The following is a 19298-nucleotide window of genomic DNA, read 5'->3' as shown; positions in this document are numbered from 1 at the left end:
GGTGCCGCGGTGGCGCCGGATCGTCGGCGCGGGGGTCGACCCCGGCGCCTGCGAGCCCCCGCCTGTGGTCCCGCTCAGCGCGATCGGCTGGTCGGCCAGGAGCGCGGCGTTCAGCGAGGCCGCCGCCTCCGCACTCGGGTAGACGCCGTTACCGTCGATGACGGTCGGGTACTGCACGAAGACCACGTTCGCGAGGTCGACGTCCTTCACCGCGAGTCCGATCGAGACGAGCGTGTTGACGTTCTCGAGCGAGGTCGAGAGCTGCATGTTCGAGACGGCCGCCCTGGCGAGTCCGTAGAGGTTCACGGGGTTCGAGAGAGTGGAGGCGCTCTTCACCTTCCGCACGAGTGACGAGAGGTAGACCTGCTGGCTCGAGATGCGGGTCAGGTCGCTGCCGTCGCCGACGCCGTGCCGCGTGCGCAGGAACGCCAGCGCCTCGGCTCCGACGAGAGTGTGAGTGCCGGCGTCGAGGTTGAGGCCGGTGTACTCGTCCTCGATCGGCGAGGCGACGCAGACGTCGACTCCGCCGACCGCGTTCGACATCTCGATGACCCCCTCGAACTGGATCAGAGCGGCATAGGGGATGTCGAGTCCGGTGAGCTGCTCGACCGTCTGCACCGTGCAGGCCAGCCCGCCGGCCTCGAGCGAGGTGTTGATCTTGGCCGAGTCCACCGCCGGCGAGACGGCTCCGGTGGCCGGATCGGTGCACGACGGGATCGGCACGTAGAGGTCGCGCGGGAAGCTGACCACCTCGACGGTCGAGTGATCGGCCGAGATGTGCATCAGCATCGTGACGTCGTTGAGGTTCTCGGAGCGGTCTCCGTACGCACCCGCGGCCGATCCGTCGGCGCTGTCGCTGCCCGCGAGCAGGATGTTCACGCCCCCCTCGATCGCGCCGATCTCGGGCGCGGTGTCACCGGTGTCGATGCCGAGATCGACGGAGGCGCGCGCGCTGCCCGCGATCATCGAGACCGCGATGGCGATGATGCAGACGGTGCTGAGGACCCCGACGCCCACGCAGGCCGCGACGATCCGGGCGACGAAGCGCACTCCGCTCTGGCGTCGCAGCCGGCCGTGCCGGGCAGCGGTGGTCCTCGTGGACGCGCGATCGCTCATCGGGTCGTACTCTCTCTCGGCTTCGGAGCGCGTGTCGCTCCGGAGTCAGCGCACGAGGGGGAGAGCACCAGCTGTACCGCCCGCCCTCGGCTCAGCCGAAGAATCCGACCGAGCAGGTCTGCTGGTCGGCGCTCTGGCCGGTGACCGATTCTGGCAGCGCAACCTTGGATTCGCCCGCAGGAGTCGTCGCGGGCGTGCCCGGTGTCGCCTCCGCCGTCGCGAGTGGGTCGGCGGTCGCAGGCCCGGCCGGCGCAGCAGGAGCGGCTGGCGCCGCCTCCTGGCCCTCGACGGTGGCTCCCGCGCCAGTGCCTCCGGTCAGGGCGATCGGCTGATCGGTCTGCAGCGCCGTCGCGAGCACGTCGCCCGCGGCGCGGTTCGGCTCGACTCCACTCGGGGTGGCGCCGGTCGGATACTGCGCGAACACCACGTTCGCGAGATCGACGTCCTGGAGGGCGAGGCCCATCTGCACCATCGTGTTGACGTTGTTGAGCTCGGTCGAGAGCGTCATGTTGCCCAGCGCAGCCTTCGCGAGACCGTAGAGCGCGACGGGGTTGAGCAGCGTCTCGGCGCTCTTCACCTGGCGGACGAGGGCCGAGAGGAAGACCTGCTGATTGCTGATGCGGGTGAGGTCGCTGCCGTCGCCGATGCCGTGGCGGCTGCGGAGGAATTGCAGCGCCGCCATCCCCTCGAGCGAGTGGACGCCCGGCTCGAGATGGGTGTTCGTCCACGGGTCGTCGATCGGAGTCGCGACGCAGACGTCGACTCCGCCGATTGCGTTCGACATCTCGATGACGCCGTTGAACTGCACGACCGCGCCGTAGTCGACCCTGATCCCGAGGAGGTCCTCGACCACACCAGCGACGCAGCCGAGGCTGACGTCCTTGCCCATGGCCTCGTTGATCTTGGTGTCGGACCGGGCCGGGATGGTCTCGCCCGTCGCCGCGTTCACGCAGGTCGGGATGTCGACGTACATGTCTCGCGGGAAGCTGACCATGGTCGCGTTGCTGTGGTCGGCAGAGACGTGCAGGAGCATGTTGACGTCGTTGAGGACGCTGGTCTCCGCGTCGGGGTCGCCGTACGCGTCTCCCTGTCCCTTGCGGGAGTCGCTCCCGACGACGAGGACGTTGAAGCCGCCCTCGAGCGCCCCGATCTGGGGGGCACCGCCGGCCGAGACGCCCGAGCCCGCCGCGACCGGATGCAGGTCGACCGACGGCTGGGCGGACTGCACGAGCAGCGTCGCGGCGATCGCGACGACCGATACGGAGGCGACGACGCCGACTCCGCCGACGGCCGCGGCCGCCTTCACCAGCGTCCGGGCCAGCGTGTGCCGCTTCTGGCGCCCGTGCCGCACGAACGGGCGCGGCGCGCGCACGGTCTCGTGCATGGTTCGCTGTGTCGAAGGGCGCGTGCGGCGCATCCGTCTCCCGGTGTCGAGGCGTCAGTGGTGCGGAGATGTGGACCCGGGATCATCCGGGCATCGCGCAATCCTATACAGACGGGTGGCGCGACCCGAAAGGATCCTGGCGGTCCGCGGACGGCGCTGTGCCGGCGACGGGCGCTCCCGGCTCCCTCCGCTCCGCCCGTCGGCGCTCGGAGAGCACCTCAGGAGGTGTCGGCCGGTCAGGAGGCGCCGGCCTGCCGAGCGGCGCGCACTGCTTGGAGCGTCTCGAGCCGGGAGCGGCGAGGCGGGCGGGACCTCAGACGTTCCGCGACCGCCCTGACACGCGGCTCGCCGCTCTGCGTGGCGTCGGCGATCACGAGTTGCGCCTCGTGACTCGAGAACTCACCGACCGCCATCAGCGCCGACACGGCGACCTCGACGTCCGGGCCCTCGGCGGCCGACCGGAGCGCTGCGAGGGCCGGCTCAGCGTGCGGACTCCCGATGTGGCCGACCACCTCCGCCGCATGCCGCCGGGCGGCGGGGTCCGCGTGGGCCAGCGCGTCGATCAGTCCCGGAACGGCGGCTGCTCGGAAGGAGGCGACGACGTCGGTCAGCGCGTTCTGCGCCTCCGCATCACCGGTCCCGAGCTGTCGGAGGAGGACGGGGACGGCCCGAGGGTCGCCGAGCCTCGAGAGGGCCCAGCGGGCCTTCGCGGCGACCTCCGGGGCGCCGTCGTCGATCAACGGCAAGATGTCGTCCATCGTCGCCGGGTCGGCGATCTTGCTCAGCACATGCATCGCCTGCGTGCGCACGGCCGGCCGGCGATCGGCTGCGAGCGCCTCACGGACGAGCGGAACGGCCTCGCGTCCGACCCGGGACGCGGCCCACGTGAGCGTGTCGCGGACGAAGAAGTCGGGTTCCTCCCACAGCTGAGCGAGCACCGCGCCCACCGCGGCACGGTCGGCGCGCTCACCGAGCGCGAGCGCCGATGCTTGGCGCACGTCGCGATCACGATCGGCCAGCCCGGCGAGGAGGCGTGCCACCTGGTCACCGGAGTGGCGGCCAGGCTGGGTGGAGTCGGAGGAGGGCCGGATAGTCGACATGGGCGGACGTTAGCAAGGTCGTCGGCAACGCGGGCGGCGGATCTCCCGTGAGGATGCGGACAGGTCGGTCCACGCGGGAAACGCGACTCCCGGGACGGTGACGTCCTGCGTGGCGGAGGGCGTGGGATTCGAACCCACGAGACATCTCTGCCCACCAGTTTTCAAGACTGGCTCCATCGGCCGCTCGGACAGCCCTCCTGGCCGCTCCCGCAGGAGCGACACCCGATAGTAACCGGCGGGCGCCGGGCCCGGGCGAGCCGGAGGAGGACGGCGTGCGCCGAACTCCGTCACAACGAAGGCCGGGAGCTCCGATCGGCGGCTGCAACGGCTCTGGGCGCCTCTCAGCCTTCGTTGCGCAGGACCCCGCCCTCAGCGCAGCGCTGAGAGCGCCACCGCCACGCCGTCCTGGTGCACGGTGGGGATCACGGCGGAGGCCACCGCGCGCACCTCGTCGGGCGCCTGGCCCATCGCCAGGCCAGCGCCCTCCTCGGCGGCCCAGGTGAGCATCTCGATGTCGTTGCGGCCGTCGCCCAGCGCGACCACGTCGCTCCGCTCGATGCCCAGCTCCTGGCGCACGATCTCGAGGGCGGTCGACTTGTTGACGCCGTGCGGGGCGATGTCGAGCCACGCGGTCCAGCCGATCGCGTAGCTGACCTGGTGCAGGCCCATCTCCTCGACCAGGGTGGTGAACTCGTCGATGCCGGTCTCGGGCGAGATCACGACGACGCGCGTGCAGAGGCGGCCGAGCAGCTCCTCGAAGGGGACGTGCGTCGTCGCGGCGCCCATCACGGCTCCGCCGGGGAACGCCTCGGTGTAGAAGAACGCGCCGTCAGCGTCCTCGACCGCGTAGTGCGCGGCGGGGAGGGAGCGGCGGATGGTCTCGAGGACGTCGGTCGGGTCGAAGGTCTCGACGATCTCGGTGCGGTAGCCGCCCTCGGGATCGCGGCGCAGGGTGACCGCTCCGTTGCAGCAGACGACGTACTCGGGCGCGATGCCCAGACGCGCCACGACCGGGAGGGTGGAGGAGGGCGAGCGGCCGGTCGCCAGCATGACCTCGTCGCCCCGGGCGGCGAGACGCGTGATGGCCTCGGTCACCGCGTCGGTGATCGTGCCGTCCTCGTGCATGACGGTGCCGTCGATGTCGAGGGCGACGAGGCGGCGTCCGGAGGCGCGGACCGCGCTCATGCGACCGGCTCGAGGACCTCGAGGCCGCCGAGGTGGGGCCGCAGAGCCTCGGGCACGAGCACCGAGCCGTCGGCGCGCTGATGGGTCTCGAGCAGGGCCACGATCCAGCGCGTCGTCGCGAGGGTGCCGTTGAGGGTGGCGACCGGAGCCGTCCTCCCCGACTCGGTGCGGTAGCGGGTGTCGAGGCGGCGGGCCTGGAACGTGGTGCAGTTGGAGGTCGAGGTCAGCTCGCGGTAGGTCTCCTGGGTGGGCACCCATGCTTCGACGTCGAACTTGCGCGCCGCGCTCTGGCCGAGGTCGCCGGCCGCCGTGTCGATCACGCGGTAGTGCAGGCCGAGACTCTGCAGGATGTCCTCCTGGTAGGACAGCAGGCGCGCGTGCTCCGCCTCCGCGTCCTCGGGGAGGGTGTAGACGAACATCTCGAGCTTGCTGAACTGGTGCACGCGGATGATGCCGCGGGTGTCGCGGCCCCCCGAGCCGGCCTCGCGGCGGTAGCAGGTGCTCCAGCCGGCGTAGCGCTTCGCGCCCGCGGTGAGGTCGAGGATCTCGTCGGCGTGGTACCCGGCGAGGGCGACCTCGCTGGTGCCGGTGAGGTAGAGGTCGTCGTCGCGCAGGCGGTACACCTCGTCGTCGTGTTCGCCGAGGAAACCGGTGCCGTCCATGATCTCGGGGCGCACGAGGGTCGGCGTGATCAGCGGGGTGAAGCCCGCGGCGAGCGCCTTCTCGAGGCCCAGGTTCATCAGGGCGATCTCGAGACGGGCGACGAGGCCCTTGAGGAAGTAGAAGCGCGCGCCGCTGACCTTCGCGCCGCGCTGCATGTCGATGCCGTCCAGCAGCTCGCCGAGCTCGAGGTGGTCGCGCGGGGCGAAGTCGAAGGCCGGACGCTCGCCGACGGTCCTCACGAGCTCGAACGACTCCTCGCCGCCCGCGGGGACGCCCTCGATGATCGGGTTGGCGATCCGCTTGACCAGCGCGGTGAAGGCACCGTCGGCCTCGGACGCCTCCTGCTGGGCCTGCTTGGCGGCAGCGGCGAGGCGCTGCGCCTCGGCGACGAGGGCCGCCTTCTCGTCCTTCGGCGCCTTCGCGACGGTCTTGCCGAAGGCGTTCTGCTCGGCGCGCAGGCGCTCCGCCTCGGTGATCGCCGCGCGGCGCACGCGATCGGCCTCGAGCGCCTCGTCGACCAGCTCGACGGAATCGCCGCGCGCCTCCTGCGAGCGCTTCAGGACATCCGGGTTCTCGCGCAGAAGGACGGCATCAATCACCCCAGCAGTGTAGAGGAGGCGCGCGAGCGGCCGGCGATCTGGGCTACGGTGGTCCCCGCGAAGGGGAGTAGTTCCCACCGTCCGCCGAGCGGGCGACGAGGCGCGTCGACATGCTGGTCCGGAACGATCCGGGCCCGGCGCTCCACCCCGGCCAGAGCGGTCGGGGCGAACGAGACCTTCGGTCAGTCGACGCACGTCCTGACCGGTCCTCTCGCGCGGGTCGGCGGGCCTACCCCAGGAGATCGCATGGCGACCACCCTCCCCACGCCCAGTCCCGCCCAGGTGCGCCGCTGGCGCCGCTACCTCGCCGACGAGCTGGCCGAGGCCGCGGTCTACCGCGATCTGGCCGGCCGCCGCACGGGCGAGGAGCGCGAGATCCTGCTCGCGCTCGCCGTGGCGGAGGGGCGGCACGAGGAGCACTGGCGCGAGCTGCTCGGCCCCGCGGCCGATCCGGCTCCGCGGGCCGACGTGCGCACGCGCCTGCTGGGCTTCCTCACCCGCCGCTTCGGCTCGGTGTTCGTGCTCGCGCTGATCCAGCGCGCCGAGGCCCGCTCCCCCTACGCCGACGATGACGACGCCACCGAGGCGATGGCGGCCGACGAGCGGATCCACGGCGAGGTCGTGCGCGGGCTCGCGGAGCGCGGCCGCTCGCGGATGTCCGGCACGTTCCGCGCCGCGGTGTTCGGCGCGAACGACGGGCTGGTCTCGAACCTCGCCCTGGTGCTCGGCGTCGGGGCGAGCGGAGTCGCCACGAGCGTGGTCCTCTTCACCGGCATCGCGGGGCTGCTCGCGGGCGCTCTCTCGATGGGCGCGGGCGAGTTCGTCTCGGTGCGCTCGCAGCGCGAGCTGCTCTCGGCCTCCAGCCCCGACCTCGACACGAACCGCGTCGTGCCGGACCTCGACGTCGACGCGAACGAGCTCGCGCTGGTCTACCGGGCGCGCGGGATGACGCAGGAGCAGGCGGACGCGCGGGCCGCCTCCGTCTTCACCGGCCTGCGGGGAGGCGCCGTCACCTCGCCGATCACCCTCGGCGGCCCGTCCGCCGCTCCGGACGTCGACGAGCACGAGTCGGTCGGCACCGGGATGGGCGCGGCGCTCTCGAGCTTCTGCTTCTTCGCCTCCGGAGCGGTCATCCCCGTGCTGCCGTACCTGCTGGGACTCACCGGACTCGCGGCCGTCGTCGTCGCCTGCGTCCTGGTCGGGATCGCGCTGCTCGCGACGGGCGCGATCGTCGGGCTGCTCTCGGGCGCGGCGCCGCTGTCCCGCGCGCTGCGCCAGCTCGGCATCGGCTACGGCGCCGCCCTGATCACCTACCTGCTGGGGCTGCTCTTCGGGGCCTCGGGGGTCTGAGGTTCCGCGACGAGGAGCGCGGCCTGCTCCGGCGACTCACCGGCGCTCCGGGGCGCAGGCACGCCCCTCCACCGCAGCGCGGCCACGCCGATCGCGATCAGGATCGATCCCGGCAGGCAGCCCAGCAGCGGGATACACGAGTAGTAGAGGAGCTGCCGCTGGATCCACTCGGGCTGGGGGACGTCGGAGTCGCCGTAGTAGGGCGGAGGCGGCGACGAGTACCCGGCGGACAGGAGGACGAGGCCGAGTACCGTGCCGACGAGTCCGGCAGCGAGGAGCACGAGGAGCCAGGGGTTCCGGAGCAGCGGGGCCTCGCGAGCGGGTGCGCCCGAGACGGGCACGTCCGGAGACGAGGCCTGGGGCTCCGTCGGGGCGAGCGGAGGCTCCTCGCCGATCCGCCGCGAGCGCCGGCTCCCGGCCTGGTCGGCCGGTACCGGCGCCGCACGCCGAGCGGGCGCTGACGGCGCGCCGGGCGCTGCGGAGCCGGTAGGGGCTGCGGCTCCCGTCCCCGGCCGGGCGAACGCCCGCTCGTCCGTGCGCAACCGCTGCACCCCTCCCCCGAAGCCGCGCTGGAAGGCGGGGTCGTAGCGCGGATCGATCCGTTCGCCGGTCTCGGCGTCGTCAGTCATCGTCGACCTCCGGCTCGTGGGCGAGGATCCCGCGCAGCCAGTCGCGGGCCTCGATGAACACCTCGTCGTCGTAGCGTCGCACAGAGGTGACCGGTCGGCGGTCAGCGCGCGGGTACGAGCCGAGGAAGATCACCTCCGGGCTGAAGCGCCGCACGCCCATCAGGGCATCGGCGACGCGCTCGTCCTGCACGTGGCCGTCGAGGTCGATGACGAAACGGTAGCGGCCCAGGGCGTCTCCGATCGGCCGCGACTGGATCATGCTCAGATTCACTCCGCGGGTCGCGAACTGCTCGAGCAGGTCGAGCAGAGCACCCGGCTCGTCGGCCGGCAGCTCGGCGATCACGCTGGTCTTGTCGGCACCCGTGGGCTCGGGAAGGGCACGGGAGCGCGACACGTGCACGAAGCGGGTGACCGCGTCCGGATTGTCGCCGATCCGCTCGGCGAGGACGCTCACGTCGTGGTGGGCGACGATGCCCGGGGGTGCGATGGCGGCCTGCGCGGGCGATCCGCCCAGCAGATCGACGGTGGCCTGGACGTTGCTCGACGCGGGCAGGTGCTCGTGGCTCGGGATCTCGCGGTCGAGCCAGACGCGGCACTGGCCGTACGCGACCGGATGCGCGGCGACCGTCCGCACCTCCTCAAGCCGCGCGCCGGGGCGCCCGACGAGGATGAACGACACCGGCACCAGGTACTCGCCGACGATGCGCAGCCCCGGGATCCGCGCCAGCGCGTCCTGCGTGGCCGTCACTCCGCCCTCGACCGAGTTCTCGATGGCGATGACCGCCCCGTCGCTACGCCCCGAGACCAGGTCGTTGAGCGCCTCCCCCACATTGGCGACGCTGTGCCAGTGCTGCCCCCGCGCCTCCGGCACCTGCGCGAGCGCCGCCTCCGTGAACGTGCCGCGGGGCCCGAGGTAGCTGTAGGCACGGGTCGCTGCGGCAGTGTCGGGCATGGCGCAAGCCTAGCCAGCAGCGGTACCCGGCGGCGGGGGCGGACTGCCACTATGGAGGGCATGACCGATCGCGCAGGGAAGCCGGCACAGGCCTCCGATCTCATCGACGTCGAGGCCCTCGTGAGGGCGTACTACGAGAACAAGCCGGACGTCTCCGACCCGGCCCAGAAGGTGGTGTTCGGCACCTCGGGGCATCGCGGCTCGGCGTTCGACACCGCCTTCAACGAGGACCACATCGCCGCGGTGACGCAGGCGATCGTGGAGTACCGGGCGGAGCAGGGCATCACCGGGCCGCTGTTCATCGGCGCGGACACGCACGGGCTCTCGCGGCCGGCGCTCACCACTGCGCTCGAGGTGCTGGTGGGCAACGGGGTCCGCGTGCTGGTCGACGAGTTCGACGACTACGTGCCCACGCCGGCGCTCAGCCACGCGATCCTCCGCTACAACACCGACGCGGCGCACGCCGACCGAGCCGACGGGATCGTGGTGACCCCCTCGCACAACCCGCCCCGCGACGGCGGCTTCAAGTACAACCCGCCGCACGGCGGCCCCGCCGACTCCGACGCGACGACCTGGATCGCGGACCGCGCCAACGAGCTCATCGCCGATGGCAACCGGGGCGTGCGCGCGGCCGAGCCCAGCGCCGTCGAGACCTACGACTACCGCACGCACTACGTCGCGGACCTGAAGAACATCATCGACATCGACGCGATCAGGAAGGCGGGCGTGCACATCGGGGCCGATCCGCTGGGCGGCGCCTCCGTGCACTACTGGCAGCTCATCGCCGAGATGTACGAGCTCGACCTGACGGTCGTCAACAGCGAGGTCGACCCAGCGTGGGGCTTCATGACCCTCGACTGGGACGGCAAGATCCGGATGGACCCGTCCTCCCCCAGCGCGATGGCCTCGGTGGTCGCGCGCGCCGGCGATTTCGACATCCTCACCGGCAACGACGCGGACGCCGACCGCCACGGCATCGTCACCCCGGACGGCGGGCTGATGAACCCCAACCACTACCTGGCCGTCGCGATCGACTACCTGTACCGCCACCGCACCGGCTGGCGCGAGGACGCGGCGATCGGCAAGACGCTGGTCTCCTCCTCGATTATCGACCGCGTGGCCCAGTCGCTGGGCCGACGCCTCTGGGAGGTCCCGGTCGGCTTCAAGTGGTTCGTCCCCGGACTGGTCGACGGCTCGGTCGGCTTCGGCGGCGAGGAGTCGGCGGGGGCCTCGTTCCTCCGCTTCGACGGCACTGTCTGGACCACCGACAAGGACGGCATCCTGCTGGCACTGCTCGCCTCCGAGATCGTCGCCGTCACCGGGAAGAGCCCTTCAGCTCTGTACCGGGAGCTGACCGAGCGCTTCGGCGATCCGGTCTACGAGCGCGTGGATGCGGTGGCGACGAAGGCGCAGAAGGCGGCGCTCGGCCGGCTCGACGGCGGTGCGATCACGGCGACCACGCTCGCCGGGTCCGAGATCACCGCGACCCTCTCGAAGGCCCCCGGCAACGGCGCGGCCGTCGGAGGCGTGAAAGTCGTCACCGAGGACGCGTGGTTCGCCGCACGCCCCTCCGGCACCGAGGACGTCTACAAGATCTACGCCGAGAGTTTCCGCGGCCTCGACCACCTGCACGAGGTGCAGGCCGAGGCCCGCACGATCGTGGACGCCGCGCTGAACCCCTCACGCCACAGGCCCGACTGAGGTGCCCGAGAATGCTGACGAGTCGACGGAATCGCAGCATTCTCGGGCACTTCAGTCGTCTCCTGTGGAGAGCGACGCACGCGGAGGAGCGTCCCCGGGCAAGGTGGGCGCATGCAGAACGACGAGTGGCCGCGGGACCTGTTTCCTGTATCGGAGGCACGGGCGGCCGGTGTGTCGGCGGGGGTCCTGCGCGGGCCCCGCTTCAGCGCTCCGACGTACGGCATCAGGTCGGTGACGGAAGCGAAAGACCTCGTCGACCGGTGCGCAGCGGTCCTGCTCCGCCTCGGTGAGGGTGCCGTCGTGTGCGGTCCCACCGCCGCCCTGCTGTGGGGTGCTCCACTGCCGCCCGGCTGGGAGGAGCGGTCCGTACTGGACATCGCCGTCGAGGCCCCACGCCGCGCACCGCACGCGACGGGGATCGCAGGGCGCACGCTGACTTTCCGTCCCGGCGACGTCCTCGTCGGCCGTCGTGGGCGCCTCACCTCCCCGGCGCGGACGTGGTGCGACCTCGGGAGCGCCCTGGAGGTCGCCGATCTGGTCGCCGTGGGTGACTTCCTCCTCCATCTCCGGCTCACGGCCCCCGACGAGTTGCGATCCGCGAGCGAGCGCTACCCGAGCCGACGCGGTCTGAGCAGGCTCCGCCGTGCGATCGGGCTCCTCGACGGGCGAGCGGAGTCTCGGCCCGAATCACTCGTCCGGGTAGCCCTCGTCACGGCCGGCGTCCGAGGCATCGAGGCCAACGTGGTCATCCGCGACTCGTCGGGCGGCTTTCTCGCCCGGGTCGATCTCTGCATCGCCTGGGCCCGGGTCGTCATCGAGTACCACGGCGACTACCACCGCGTCGAGCGCGGCCGCTGGCGGAAGGACCGCGCCCGCACGGGTCGTCTGCGTGCCGCCGGATGGAACGTGATCGAGCTCACCGCCGACGATCTCGCCGATCTCCCGGCCGTCGTCGCGCTCGTCCGAGCGGCGCTCCGCACCTGAGGTGCCCGAGAATGCACACGAATCGCGAGATCGACGGCATTCTCGGGCACCTCATGAGGGGCTGCCGCGCGGGGGCTACCAGCGGGGGTGGACGGTGGGACGGAAGCGGGTGTCGTAGAGAGCGTTCACGGCCTCCATGAAGGCAGGGCCGAGGGGTGCAGCGGAGGCGGCGGCCGCGTTGGCGCGGGCCTGCTCGGGCGAGCGGGCCCCCGGGATCACCGAGGTGACGCCGTCCTGCTGGAGGATCCAGGCCAGGGCGGCGGCGGCCGGCGCCAGTCCGTGGTCCTCGGCCAGGCGCGAGAACTCCTGCGCCGCCTCGACTCCCGTCGCGAAGTCGACGCCCGAGAAGGTCTCGCCCACGTCGAAGGCGGAGCCGTCGCGGTTGTAGTTCCTGTGGTCCTCCGGCGCGAAGGCGGTCTCGGTCGTGTACCGGCCGCTCAGCAGTCCTGAGGCGAGCGGGACCCGCGCGAGGATGCCGACCCCGGCCTCTCTGGCCGCCGGCAGCACCGCGTCGAGCGGCTTGAGGCGGAACGCGTTCAGGATGATCTGCACGCTCGCGACGTTCGGCCGCGCGATCGCGGTGAGCGCCTCCTCCGTACGCTCGACCGAGACGCCGTATGCCGCGATCGCGCCCTCAGCGACGAGGGTGTCGAGCGCGTCGAAGACCGCGTCGTCGGAGTAGACGGCCGTGGGCGGGCAGTGCAGCTGCACGAGATCGAGCGTCTCGACGCCGAGGTTCGCGCGCGAACGGTCGGTCCAGGCGCGGAAGTTCTCGAGCACGTAGCTTGAGGGGATCTGCTCGACGCGGCGTCCCATCTTGGTCGCCACGAAGACCGGCGCGTCGGGATGCGCGGTGCGGTAGGCGCCGATCGTGCGCTCACTGCGACCGTCGCCGTAGACATCGGCGGTGTCGAAGAGGGTGACCCCCGACTCCACGGCAGCGTCGAGCACGGCGAGCGCATCACCCTCGGCGACATCCCCCCAGTCGGCACCGAGCTGCCAGGTTCCGAGGCCGACGACGGAGACGGGCGCATCGGTGCGGCCGAGGATTCGAGTGTCCATGACTCCACCGTAGGGGCGGCTGAACGAGCGCGGACCCCCTTGCGCGTGCCCTAGCGTCGAGGCATGTCCCTCCTCGTCCTCGGCAGCGCCAACCTCGACCACGTCCACCGGGTCGCCCGGATCCCCGCGCCGGGCGAGACCGTGCTCGCCCTGGACGCCCGCACCTTCCCGGGAGGGAAGGGACTCAACCAGGCCGTCGCCGCCGCCCGCACCAAGCCGGGAACCGTCTTCATCACCAGCCTCGGCCGGGACTCCGCGGGCGACGAGCTGGCCGGCGTGCTGCACCGCGAACCGCTCGAACTGAGGGCACGCCGGGGTGACGAGCACACCGGCACAGCCCAGATCACCGTCGACGAGCACGGCGAGAACGCGATCGTCGTCGACTCCGGCGCCAACGCGGCGCTGGTCGACCCGACCGAGGAGGAGTCGCGCCTCCTCGCCGAGGCGGACGCCGTGCTGCTGCAGCTCGAGATCCCGATGGCCACCGTGACGGAGGCGGCACGCACTGCCCGCGCGAACGGCACCGTGTCGATCCTGAACGCGGCCCCGATCGGGCCGCTGCCCGAGGAACTGCTGGCGGCGCTCGATGTGCTGATCGTCAACGAGCACGAGGCGCGCGAGCTCGCCGCTGACCGCGCGATCACTGCGCCGGACGAGGAGGCGCTCGCTTCGGCGCTCACCGCCCTGGTGCCGCTCGTGATCGTCACACTGGGCTCGGACGGCGCGGTCGTCGCGGTCCGTGACCGGGAGCCCGTCCGCCGCCCCGCGTTCCGAGTGGAGGCGGTCGACACGACCGGAGCCGGCGACACCTTCTGCGGCGCGTTCGCGGCGCGGTTGGCCGCGAGCGGCAGCCGGCTCGACGATCCGGATCAGCTGGTCGCCCTCGTCCGCTGGGCGAGCGCAGCGGCCGCCCTGTCGGTGACTCGCCACGGAGCGGCGGTGTCGGCGCCGACCGCGGCCGAGACGGAGGCGTTCCTCGCCGATCACGACGGCGCGCCGGGTCCGCGGCGGGGCTGACGCCGCGCTCTAGTCGATCGCGGCGATCCGCACCGTCACCCGCGGAGCACGCTGCGGATGCTCGCGGAGGCACCAGTCGCGGACCGCGGCTCCGACCGCACGGGCGACGTCGGGCGCCGAGGCCTCGGCCGTCACGCAGACGTCGACGGCCACCGACACCTCCTCGCCCGACACCCGCACCAGGACGGGATCGGCGAAGGTGCCGCCGCTGGCGGTACCCACGGGCTCGATCGCGAGGCCTGTCGCGCTGAGCGCCGTCGCGGCGTGGGCGAGCACGTCGCGCGCCTCGTGCCGCGCGGGGACGAGGGTCGCGACTCCGTCGAGCAGGCGCAACTCGCCGGCGAGAGCGGCGGAGGGGCTCACCGCGCGCCGCGCACTCACGACTCCTCCGTTCCCGGGACGTAGACGTCCTCCACGCGGACGTCGATGGTCGAGACGCGCAGCTCGGTCTGCGTCAGCAGCCGCGAGTGCACGCGCTCGCGGACCTGCTGCGCGGCCCGGGCGATCGGCACGCCCCAGAAGACCGAGATCGTCAGCTCCACGACGACCTCCGCCCCGGGCTCGGCGACGTCGCCGAGAAGTCTGCACCGGCCGACGAGCACGCCAGGCACGCTGTCGCCGGCCTCACGCACGAGTCCACGGACGGCCCCCTCGGTGATCGTCAGCGAGACGTCCGGCTGCACGCTGGCGAACGGGATGTCGCGGCCGGCGCGCGCCTCCCGCCGCACCTGGGCGAGGATCGAGCCGAACCAGCTCTCCTCCGGCACCGGGAGGCGGGCGGCGTCGTCGTCGATGAGCGCCCCGGAGAGCGTGCGGACCCGCTCGAGCGCCTGGAGGGTGCGGCGGTGCTCGGGCGACTCCTCGATCGCGGGGTCGTACGGGGAGCGGCCGTGATCGAGGTAGTCGCTCAGCTCGTCGATGCCGATGCCGTCCGGCTCGGACGTGCCCGGCTCGGGGTCCGCCCGTCCCGTCCCCTCCGGCTCCGTGGTCGCGGGCAGCGCGACATCGCGCTCGCCGGCGCGCTCCTGCCCGTCGTCCCGCTCGGGGACGCCGGGGATCTGGTCCGCGTTCATCGCGTCTGCTCCCTCATCGCCAGTCCTCCATCGCCACGACCAGCGACTCGCGCGCGCGGGCCAGCTTGCCCCGCACAGCCGTGACCGTGAGGCCGAGATGCTGGGCGATCTCGTGGTACGACTCCCCGCCCACCTCGCGCAGCAGCCAGCACTGGCGCTGCGACTCCGGCAGCTCCGCGAGCGCGCGCGCGAGCGCCCGCATGGCGTCACTGCGTTCGGCGGTCTCGAACGGGCCCGGCTCGCGGGACGCCGGATGCTCCACGGCGTCGACGTCATCGGTCGGGTGGCGCTGGCGCAGCAGGTCGACGCTCGACCTACTGACGATCCGCATCATCCAGCTGCGCACGCTCGCCGGCTCCCTGAGCTGGGGCAGCTGCGCCCACACGGTGATCAGCGCGTTCTGAACGGCGTCGGAGGCGTCCGCCTGCGAGCCGGTGAGGCGCCACGCGTAGGCGCGGAGGATCGACTGGTGCCGTTTGACCAGCACCTCGAAGGCACGCACGTCGCCCTCGGCGGAGCGCTCGGCGAGCAGCGCGTCGGTCGCCGAATCCAGACCGGCCATGGCGCCTCCCCGCTCCGCTCGCTCGACCCTGGTGCCGGATGGCTGTCAGGCAACGGTCAGGAAAAAGTTCACTCCGCACCGTGACGAACACCCTCCGGGCGCCGTCTTACCCATGAAAGCACAGCCCAGCGGAGAACCGACGGGCTTTCCCGATCCCGGTCTGCCCAGCACCCGCAGCCGACAAGACGTCCAGGAGACACCATGAGCGACACCACGCGCACCCCCTCCACCCCCCGCGTCGACAAGGCCACCGTCGAGACCGTGACGAGCCTCGGCGGCTCGCGCGGATCCGGCACGGCGCAGGGCACGACCGTCATCGACGACGGCGTCGTCGCCAAGGTCGCCGGCATCGCGGCCCGCGAGGTCCCCGGAGTCTTCGCCCTCGGCAACAACGCTGCCCGCGCCTTCGGTGCGATCCGTCAGGCCGTCGGCAACGCCGACCACGGCCAGGGCGTGCGCGTCGAGGTCGGCGAGACCCAGGTCGCCGCCGACGTCACGCTCGTCGTCGAGTACCCGGTCCCGATGCAGCAGATCGCGGACGCCGTCCGGGCCGCCGTCTCCGAGGCGATCACCGAGCTGGTGGGCATGGACGTCGCCGAGATCAACGTCGCCATCGTCGACGTGCACATCCCCGGTGACGAGAAGGACGACGACGCGACCGAGAGCCGCGTCCGATGAGCGACTTCGGCGCCTCCCCCCGCCCCACCGCGCCCGGCGGCCGCAACACCCTGACGGGGGTCGCGATCGGCGCGGTCCTCGCTTTCGCGGCCCTGCTGTTCGGCTTCTGGGGCTTCGTCCTCACCGCCGTCTTCATGGCGCTCGGCGCCGTGATCGCGCGGATCGCCGACGGCTCACTCGACGTGCGCAGTCTCGTGGACGTGTTCCGCGGCCGCACCACCTCCCGCTAGGAGCCCCTCGTGACCGCTCTCGACACGCGTCCCGCATCTCCGGTGGCGGGCACCGTCACCATCACCGTCCGCTCCATCGAGCGCGCGGCCGTGGCGATCGTCCACGAGGAGCTGGGCGTCGAGGTCTCGTCGATCCGCGTCCGGCTCTCGGACGACCACGGTGGCCTCGCGCTCGCCGTCACCAGCCCGGTGGTCGCCGAGCAGGGAGCCATCCCCGGCGGCGGCTCCCTGCTCGAACGGCTGCACGGCGACCGCGCGCGCATCGCCTCCCGTATGGAGGCGCTGACGGGCCGCACCGTCAGCCGGGTCGACATCCGGGTGACCGGCACCCGCACTCGAAGCACGAGGAGAGTCGCATGAGCTCCGCATCACCGGCCAGCGGCAGCGCCCCCGACGCCCGCTACCGCCGCTACCTCCGCCGCGAGACCCATCGCTCACGCTCGGCGGCGCAGATTGTCGTCCTGGTGCTGATCGCCCTGGTCGCCGCCTACGTCGGCACGGAGGCGGTGCTGGCGATCGTGGGCGCCCCGGCCCTGATCGCCGCTCCGTCCGCGATTCTGGGCGCCCTCGTCGGAGTCGCCGACTGGGCGAATCCGGCCCTGATCGGCCTGGCCGTCGGCGCGGGAGTGCTCGCGCTGATCCTCCTGGTGCTCGCCCTGGCACCCGGCACCCGCGCCCGGCACACCGTCGAGGACGATCGTCTGGCGGTCGTCGTGGACGATGCGGTGATCGCCTCCGCCCTCGCCCGGACCGCACGGACCGCCGCGCACTCCCGCCGCGAGGACACCCGCGCCTCGCTCGGTAGGCGCACCGCGCTGATCGAGGTGACCCCCGCCTCAGGGATCGCGGTCGACCGCGACCGGGTGCAGAGCGCCGTCGACGACGAGCTCGCTCGCATCGCGGCCAAGCCCGCCACTCGGGCGTCCGTCCGGGTATCCGAGTCCGGGAGGATCTGATGACCACGAGCAACCGCTTCGTCAACCGCTTCGTCCTGCTCGTCGTGGGCCTCGTGCTCGCCACGGTCAGCGCCGGCGCGTCCTCCTCACGGTCTCGCAGCCCGTGCGCGACCAGGTGTCGTCGTTCGGCGACGAGCAGGGCACCCGACTCGTCGATCGGATCTCGCCCGAGCAGGGCACGGCGTGGAGCGACACGGCCGCCCTCTGGCCGCTCTACGCGATCGTCGGGATCTGCCTCGTCGGCATCGTCCTCGCCCTGGTGATGGCCTTCTCTCACGGCCGCGGCCGCACCGGAACCGTGCTGCGCGACGAGGCCGCGGGAGGACCTGCCGGCGGGATCGAGATCGCGACCGGCTTCGCTGAGGACGTCCTCGAGAACGCCCTGGCCGGCCGCACCGAGCTGCTCGACGTGACGGTCGCGGCGTACCGGCACGGCTCGGACACCGCGCTCAAGGTGCGCGTCCTGCCCCGGGCCGGAGTCTCGCCCCGCATCGTCGTCGACGCCGTGCATCAGGAGGTCGAGAGCCTCGACGCCCTGCTCGGCGCCCGCCTGCCGGTCGTGCTCGAGGTGGCCTCGAGTGCGCGTGCCGGCTTCTCGAAGGAGGACCGGGTCGCCTGACCCGTCCCCACCGCTTCCCCGGCACTCGCCGGCGGATGTCCCCACCGAACGGAAGGAGCCCCTCATGGGTGCAGACGACAAGATCCGCAATGCGGCAGAGAACCTGGTCGGCAAGGCCAAGGAGACGGTCGGCAAGCTGTCCGACAACGAGCGCCTCGAGGCCGAGGGCCAGGCGGACCAGACCAAGGCCCAGGCCAAGAAGGTCGGTGAGGACGTCAAGGACGTCTTCAAGAACTGACCGGAGTGCACGAGGAGGGGCCGTCATCGCTGAGCGAGGGCGGCCCCTCCTCGTGCGGGAGCAGGCGCGGGGGCCGGGGCGTCCGCCTCCTGAGTGGTCAGATCCCCCAGAACATGATCCGACCGGCCGAGGCCGAGTCGATGCTCTGGTCGTGGTTGTCCGCGGTGTGCGAGGAGTAGAGGATCGTGCTACCGGAGACGCTCGTCACGACGCCCGTATGGTCCCAATCGCCGGAGCCGTCCCAGTCGAACTGCACGATGTCGCCGGGCTTCACCCGGCTCCGCTCCGAGTTCGAGAGCGGCGTGGCCCGCTCGGGATGCGCCGCTAGGTACGAGTTGAACGCGGTCGAGGACGCCCAGGCCGAGCTGTAACCGCCCGAAGCGGAATAGTTCCACTCGCCGTCCATCTGCCAGCCGCGGGCGATCAGCGACTGCGAGGTGAAGTTGACGCAGTCGTTGCCCGGGATCACTCCGTACTGGGCCGTGTTGTAGTCGTTCCAGTAGGTGCGGAGGTAGTCGAGCTGCGAGGCGAGGCGGCTCGCGTCGAGCGCGGCCTGGGCCTTCGCGGCCTCGATCGCGGGGTCAGGCGTGTACGCGAAGCTGATCGCCGATGCGACGACCTTCGTGCTCGCGAGCACGCCGGTCGCTGTCGGGACCGGCGCCTCCGCGGCCGCGACACTCGTCCCGGCGACCGTGGGCCCAGGGGTCGCGATGTCAGCGGCGGGCTGCACGGTCTCGGCGGGGGCACCGTCGACGGTCACGGCCGCCGCGGAGTCGGTGACGGCGTCGAAGGTGATCGGGTTGCCGCCGGCGTCGAAGAAGGCCACGGGGACGACTCCCTCGGTCTCCTCCGCCGCGGGCGGGGCGGTGACGGTGATCTGGTCGCGGTTCTCGACCGCGACACTCCCCTCGGCCTCGCCGAAGCGGACTGCGGCGACCGCATCGAGATTGGCGCCCTCGAGCGTGACGCTGGTGCCTCCGGCGACGGTGCCCGAGGTGGTCGAGACCGCACTGAGCATGACCCGCGCCGAGCTGGTGGTCGCAGGCAGGGCGGCCGCGCTCGTGGGCTGCGGCGAGGTGGTCGGAGTCGCGGGCGCGGGCGCGGCGGCGGAGTCGGCGGGAGGCGGCCGCTCCGACCGTGAGGCTGGAGGCTGGAAGCGACGGCCACGACGACGAGCCCACCCGAGACGGCAAGGGCATC

Annotated in this window: 23 protein-coding genes and 1 tRNA gene; 11 read left to right on the top strand and 13 right to left on the bottom strand. The window is 72.3% G+C overall.

All coding sequences use genetic code 11. The features are described 5' to 3' along the window. The 6 genes from ACH61_RS08610 to serS form a co-directional block, all read right to left on the bottom strand. Window positions 1-1116, bottom strand: a 1116-nt coding sequence (locus ACH61_RS08610; RefSeq protein WP_068211107.1) for an LCP family protein, incomplete at its 3' end; no start/stop codon positions are given. A gap of 91 nt (window positions 1117-1207) precedes the next feature. Continuing rightward, entirely contained in the window at window positions 1208-2500 is a 1293-nt protein-coding gene (locus tag ACH61_RS08605; RefSeq protein ID WP_068211104.1) for an LCP family protein, read from the bottom strand. A gap of 236 nt (window positions 2501-2736) precedes the next feature. Then, window positions 2737-3600 carry a HEAT repeat domain-containing protein gene (locus ACH61_RS08600; protein ID WP_082845141.1) on the bottom strand — a complete coding sequence of 288 codons (864 nt, stop codon included), beginning with the start codon at window positions 3598-3600 and terminating at the stop codon, window positions 2737-2739. Between the two features lie 110 nt (window positions 3601-3710). Further along, window positions 3711-3798 (bottom strand) — tRNA-Ser (locus tag ACH61_RS08595). Window positions 3799-3969: 171 nt separating this feature from the next. Then, window positions 3970-4785 (bottom strand): HAD family hydrolase, encoded by an 816-nt coding sequence (locus ACH61_RS08590; RefSeq protein ID WP_068211101.1) that lies wholly within the window; start codon window positions 4783-4785, stop codon window positions 3970-3972. Next, window positions 4782-6047, bottom strand: a complete 1266-nt coding sequence (gene serS / locus ACH61_RS08585) for a serine--tRNA ligase (protein ID WP_068211098.1) — start codon at window positions 6045-6047, stop codon at window positions 4782-4784. The genes ACH61_RS08590 and serS overlap by 4 nt, the downstream gene beginning before the upstream one ends. Before the next feature lie 246 nt (window positions 6048-6293). Here serS and ACH61_RS08580 point away from each other — a divergent pair, with 246 nt between their 5' ends. Next, window positions 6294-7397 carry a VIT1/CCC1 transporter family protein gene (locus ACH61_RS08580; RefSeq protein ID WP_068211095.1) on the top strand — a complete coding sequence of 368 codons (1104 nt, stop codon included), beginning with the start codon at window positions 6294-6296 and terminating at the stop codon, window positions 7395-7397. On the opposite strand, the gene ACH61_RS08575 is transcribed toward ACH61_RS08580, so the two are convergent. Next, a complete protein-coding gene (locus tag ACH61_RS08575) occupies window positions 7358-8026 on the bottom strand; it encodes a hypothetical protein (protein ID WP_068211092.1) in 669 nt (222 codons plus the stop codon). The two genes, ACH61_RS08580 and ACH61_RS08575, sit on opposite strands and share 40 nt — an antisense overlap. Then, a complete protein-coding gene (gene pheA / locus ACH61_RS08570) occupies window positions 8019-8978 on the bottom strand; it encodes a prephenate dehydratase (protein WP_068211089.1) in 960 nt (319 codons plus the stop codon). The genes ACH61_RS08575 and pheA overlap by 8 nt, the downstream gene beginning before the upstream one ends. A 60-nt stretch (window positions 8979-9038) precedes the next feature. Here pheA and pgm point away from each other — a divergent pair, with 60 nt between their 5' ends. Continuing rightward, on the top strand, window positions 9039-10679 hold the full coding sequence (pgm, locus tag ACH61_RS08565; RefSeq protein ID WP_068211113.1) for a phosphoglucomutase (alpha-D-glucose-1,6-bisphosphate-dependent): 1641 nt from the start codon (window positions 9039-9041) through the stop codon (window positions 10677-10679). Window positions 10680-10790: 111 nt separating this feature from the next. Continuing rightward, a complete protein-coding gene (locus ACH61_RS08560; protein ID WP_068211086.1) occupies window positions 10791-11663 on the top strand; it encodes an endonuclease domain-containing protein in 873 nt (290 codons plus the stop codon). Window positions 11664-11738: 75 nt separating this feature from the next. On the opposite strand, the gene ACH61_RS08555 is transcribed toward ACH61_RS08560, so the two are convergent. Next, the gene (locus ACH61_RS08555; RefSeq protein WP_068211083.1) at window positions 11739-12725 is read right to left on the bottom strand and encodes an aldo/keto reductase; all 987 of its coding nucleotides are present in this window, start codon (window positions 12723-12725) and stop codon (window positions 11739-11741) included. A gap of 63 nt (window positions 12726-12788) precedes the next feature. Here ACH61_RS08555 and ACH61_RS08550 point away from each other — a divergent pair, with 63 nt between their 5' ends. Beyond that, entirely contained in the window at window positions 12789-13742 is a 954-nt protein-coding gene (locus tag ACH61_RS08550) for a ribokinase (protein ID WP_068211080.1), read from the top strand. Between the two features lie 9 nt (window positions 13743-13751). Here the strand turns inward: ACH61_RS08550 and ACH61_RS08545 are convergent, their stop codons facing one another. The 3 genes from ACH61_RS08545 to ACH61_RS08535 are packed head-to-tail and all read right to left on the bottom strand — an operon-like array spanning window position 13752 to window position 15377. After that, on the bottom strand, window positions 13752-14123 hold the full coding sequence (locus tag ACH61_RS08545; protein ID WP_068211077.1) for a hypothetical protein: 372 nt from the start codon (window positions 14121-14123) through the stop codon (window positions 13752-13754). Continuing rightward, window positions 14120-14815, bottom strand: a complete 696-nt coding sequence (locus ACH61_RS08540) for an Asp23/Gls24 family envelope stress response protein (protein ID WP_082845140.1) — start codon at window positions 14813-14815, stop codon at window positions 14120-14122. Before ACH61_RS08540 ends, ACH61_RS08545 begins: the two co-directional genes overlap by 4 nt. Before the next feature lie 13 nt (window positions 14816-14828). Further along, window positions 14829-15377 (bottom strand): RNA polymerase sigma factor, encoded by a 549-nt coding sequence (locus tag ACH61_RS08535; RefSeq protein ID WP_068211075.1) that lies wholly within the window; start codon window positions 15375-15377, stop codon window positions 14829-14831. Between the two features lie 201 nt (window positions 15378-15578). Here ACH61_RS08535 and ACH61_RS08530 point away from each other — a divergent pair, with 201 nt between their 5' ends. From ACH61_RS08530 to ACH61_RS08505, 6 genes are all read left to right on the top strand, one after another. Then, a complete protein-coding gene (locus tag ACH61_RS08530) occupies window positions 15579-16055 on the top strand; it encodes an Asp23/Gls24 family envelope stress response protein (RefSeq protein WP_068211071.1) in 477 nt (158 codons plus the stop codon). Continuing rightward, complete coding sequence (locus ACH61_RS08525; protein ID WP_068211068.1) at window positions 16052-16285, top strand: DUF2273 domain-containing protein; 234 nt, start codon at window positions 16052-16054, stop codon at window positions 16283-16285. The genes ACH61_RS08530 and ACH61_RS08525 overlap by 4 nt, the downstream gene beginning before the upstream one ends. A gap of 9 nt (window positions 16286-16294) precedes the next feature. Continuing rightward, window positions 16295-16645 carry a hypothetical protein gene (locus tag ACH61_RS08520; RefSeq protein WP_068211065.1) on the top strand — a complete coding sequence of 117 codons (351 nt, stop codon included), beginning with the start codon at window positions 16295-16297 and terminating at the stop codon, window positions 16643-16645. Beyond that, window positions 16642-17241 carry a hypothetical protein gene (locus ACH61_RS08515; protein WP_068211061.1) on the top strand — a complete coding sequence of 200 codons (600 nt, stop codon included), beginning with the start codon at window positions 16642-16644 and terminating at the stop codon, window positions 17239-17241. The genes ACH61_RS08520 and ACH61_RS08515 overlap by 4 nt, the downstream gene beginning before the upstream one ends. Window positions 17242-17344: 103 nt before the next feature. Next, window positions 17345-17860 carry a hypothetical protein gene (locus tag ACH61_RS08510; RefSeq protein WP_153038826.1) on the top strand — a complete coding sequence of 172 codons (516 nt, stop codon included), beginning with the start codon at window positions 17345-17347 and terminating at the stop codon, window positions 17858-17860. A 64-nt stretch (window positions 17861-17924) separates the two neighbouring features. Continuing rightward, window positions 17925-18098 (top strand): CsbD family protein, encoded by a 174-nt coding sequence (locus tag ACH61_RS08505; RefSeq protein WP_068211055.1) that lies wholly within the window; start codon window positions 17925-17927, stop codon window positions 18096-18098. Between the two features lie 97 nt (window positions 18099-18195). On the opposite strand, the gene ACH61_RS08500 is transcribed toward ACH61_RS08505, so the two are convergent. Beyond that, window positions 18196-19116: an amidase domain-containing protein gene (locus tag ACH61_RS08500; RefSeq protein WP_068211052.1), complete on the bottom strand. Its 921-nt coding sequence runs from the start codon at window positions 19114-19116 to the stop codon at window positions 18196-18198. Between ACH61_RS08500 and ACH61_RS18335 the strand changes: the two genes are divergently transcribed. Next, window positions 19115-19298, top strand: a 184-nt coding sequence (locus ACH61_RS18335) for a hypothetical protein (RefSeq protein WP_236713608.1), incomplete at its 3' end; no start/stop codon positions are given. The genes ACH61_RS08500 and ACH61_RS18335 overlap by 2 nt on opposite strands.

This window comes from Rathayibacter tanaceti (genome assembly GCF_001634385.1).
GTDB lineage: Bacteria > Actinomycetota > Actinomycetes > Actinomycetales > Microbacteriaceae > Rathayibacter > Rathayibacter tanaceti.
This window is presented reverse-complemented; position numbering and strand designations above follow the sequence as displayed.

Coding starts and splice junctions, on each gene's coding strand:
- ACH61_RS08590 (WP_068211101.1), bottom strand. CDS start 4,785: ATGAGCGCGGTCCGCGCCTCCGGACGCCGCCTCGTCGCCCTCGACATC.
- ACH61_RS08605 (WP_068211104.1), bottom strand. CDS start 2,500: ATGCACGAGACCGTGCGCGCGCCGCGCCCGTTCGTGCGGCACGGGCGC.
- ACH61_RS08580 (WP_068211095.1), top strand. CDS start 6,294: ATGGCGACCACCCTCCCCACGCCCAGTCCCGCCCAGGTGCGCCGCTGG.
- ACH61_RS08530 (WP_068211071.1), top strand. CDS start 15,579: ATGAGCGACACCACGCGCACCCCCTCCACCCCCCGCGTCGACAAGGCC.
- ACH61_RS08525 (WP_068211068.1), top strand. CDS start 16,052: ATGAGCGACTTCGGCGCCTCCCCCCGCCCCACCGCGCCCGGCGGCCGC.
- ACH61_RS08560 (WP_068211086.1), top strand. CDS start 10,791: ATGCAGAACGACGAGTGGCCGCGGGACCTGTTTCCTGTATCGGAGGCA.
- ACH61_RS08515 (WP_068211061.1), top strand. CDS start 16,642: ATGAGCTCCGCATCACCGGCCAGCGGCAGCGCCCCCGACGCCCGCTAC.
- ACH61_RS08600 (WP_082845141.1), bottom strand. CDS start 3,600: ATGTCGACTATCCGGCCCTCCTCCGACTCCACCCAGCCTGGCCGCCAC.
- ACH61_RS08505 (WP_068211055.1), top strand. CDS start 17,925: ATGGGTGCAGACGACAAGATCCGCAATGCGGCAGAGAACCTGGTCGGC.
- pgm (WP_068211113.1), top strand. CDS start 9,039: ATGACCGATCGCGCAGGGAAGCCGGCACAGGCCTCCGATCTCATCGAC.
- ACH61_RS08535 (WP_068211075.1), bottom strand. CDS start 15,377: ATGGCCGGTCTGGATTCGGCGACCGACGCGCTGCTCGCCGAGCGCTCC.
- ACH61_RS08550 (WP_068211080.1), top strand. CDS start 12,789: ATGTCCCTCCTCGTCCTCGGCAGCGCCAACCTCGACCACGTCCACCGG.
- ACH61_RS08540 (WP_082845140.1), bottom strand. CDS start 14,815: ATGAACGCGGACCAGATCCCCGGCGTCCCCGAGCGGGACGACGGGCAG.
- ACH61_RS08500 (WP_068211052.1), bottom strand. CDS start 19,116: ATGCTCAGTGCGGTCTCGACCACCTCGGGCACCGTCGCCGGAGGCACC.
- ACH61_RS08555 (WP_068211083.1), bottom strand. CDS start 12,725: ATGGACACTCGAATCCTCGGCCGCACCGATGCGCCCGTCTCCGTCGTC.
- ACH61_RS08575 (WP_068211092.1), bottom strand. CDS start 8,026: ATGACTGACGACGCCGAGACCGGCGAACGGATCGATCCGCGCTACGAC.
- pheA (WP_068211089.1), bottom strand. CDS start 8,978: ATGCCCGACACTGCCGCAGCGACCCGTGCCTACAGCTACCTCGGGCCC.